This window comes from bacterium, from assembly GCA_024226335.1.
Classification (GTDB): Bacteria; Myxococcota_A; UBA9160; order SZUA-336; family SZUA-336; genus JAAELY01.
On the sequence record JAAELY010000360.1, the window covers coordinates 1 to 1,918 of the forward strand.

Sequence of the window (1,918 nt, forward strand, 5' to 3'; positions counted from 1 at the left end):
GGGTCGAAGGCTTCTAGCGCCCGAGTCAGATCGTCGCGGTCGATGCTCTGCGCCTTGAGGTCGGCCAGTTCAGTCTTGATTTCAGCCTGTCGGCCTTTGATCTGCGCGAGTCGTTCCTGGGCGGCGGTCAGTTCCGCCGCGATAGCGTCAGCGGCGGGTCCATCACGTCGGGTCAACTCAGCGACTAGGCGTTCCACGTCTGCTTTCGCTGGAGTCAGATCGTTCTTGAGCCGCTTCGCTTCCAGCCTCCGCCCCCTGGCCTTGGCCTTCACCTCGGCGACGGCCTGTCGGAAGGTCTCGTGCTGGAGTTCAGGGTCCGCCCCGATGCGGCGAATCTGATCGACGACGAACGCCTCGACCTTGTCGGCATTGACGGACCTTGTAGGGCAGGTCGCATGGCCGTTCTTCTGGGCAGCCCGGCAGGTGTAGTAGCGGTAGAGCCGAGCGCCTTTGCTCGTCGGGGTCGGGACCATCGAGGCGTTGCAGGCGGAGCAGCGGAGCAGGCCGCGAAGGAGGAAACCGTGGCGATTTCGGGCTCCAGCGCCGCCGCTCGTTCGATTCGCCGTGAGCAGGCGCTGAACCTGATCGAAGAGCTTCTTTGTGACGATCGATTCGTGATCACCATTGAAGGTCTCCTCGCCGAGCTTTTGCTTGCCGATGTAGAGAGGGTTCCGAAGCAGATTCCGAACGCTGGCGTTGTTCCATTTCTTTCCACCGCACGGTCGCTTCGTTTTCGCCGTCCATGCCTTCGTTCGCCAACCGCGGCGGTTCAGTTCCTGCGCAACCTCGACCAGCGATGGAGTCTCGGCGTAGAGCTGGAAGATCGCCTTGACCTGCTCGGCCTCGACCTTGTTGACGACGATGCGGCCGCCTTCGGGGACGGTGTCGTAACCGAGCGGGGGATGGCCGCCGGTCCAACGGCCACGACGGCGCGCAGCTTGGATCTTGTGCGATGTTCGCTCACCGGCAACTTCGCGCTCCATCTGTCCGAATGAAACCAAGATATTTACAAACGCCCGACCGATTGGCGTCCGCGTGTCGATCGGCTCCGTCACCGAAACGATTTGGACACCGAGGGCTTCCAGGGAGCGATGGAGATTCAGAAAGTCGAGGAGCGAACGGCTCAGCCGATCAAGCTTGTAGACCACGATGATGTCGATCCGGCCAGCCTCGGCATCGGTCAGGAGACGCTTGAGGGCAGGCCGCTCTGTGTTGCCGCCGCTGAACCCACCGTCGTCGTACTGATCTGTCAACACCGTCCAGTTTTCGTGGCGCTGGCTCGCGACATAGGACTCGCCAGCATCTCGCTGGTTGTGCAGGGAGTTGAACGCCTGGTCGAGCCCCTCGTTGGTGGATTTCCTGGTGTAGATTGCACATCGAACCGCAGGCTGGATCGCTACAGCCGAGGATGTACGGTTGCGATGCGGGCGTGGCATCAGGTCTTCCGATTCCGTTTACGCAGGCCCCAGAACAGCGGGCCGTTCCAGCGCGATCCTGTGGCCGCACGGGCCGCCTCGGACAGGGAGCCGTAGTGCGTGCCGTCGAGTTCATAACCTCCGTCAAGAACGCTCAGCCGGAGTTCGCGACCTTTGTACTGGCGAACGATTACTGTTCCAGGCGATGGCAGCCGCGGGTCGCGATGGGCACGATGTTGATGCTGATGATCACCGGCTGGGGCCACGCCGTTGCCGTTGTGTGGCGTTCTAGCGCGGCTGAACGACTTGGACGCCAGCTCATCGATCTTCGCCTTGGCGGCGTTGTTGAGGCCGCCGTGGGCCAGCTCCTGGACGCGCCAGGCTAGCCGTCGCCAGAGGTAATCCCGGTTCCGCGATCGTGTCGGCTCGCCGTACAACTTCATCCATTCGAGGCGCAGATCGCCGACCGTCATCTGTTGAAGGCGATGGATCTGGCGGATCAC

General features: G+C 62.4%; 2 protein-coding genes. Both read right to left on the bottom strand.

Going from position 1 to position 1,918, the window contains the following annotated elements; all coding sequences use genetic code 11:
- On the bottom strand, positions 1-1,436 hold a 1,436-nt coding region (locus tag GY725_18940; GenBank protein ID MCP4006265.1), incomplete at its 3' end, for a recombinase family protein.
- Positions 1,436-1,918, bottom strand: a 483-nt coding sequence (locus GY725_18945) for a DUF2924 domain-containing protein (GenBank protein MCP4006266.1), incomplete at its 5' end; no start/stop codon positions are given. The genes GY725_18945 and GY725_18940, both read right to left, overlap by 1 nt.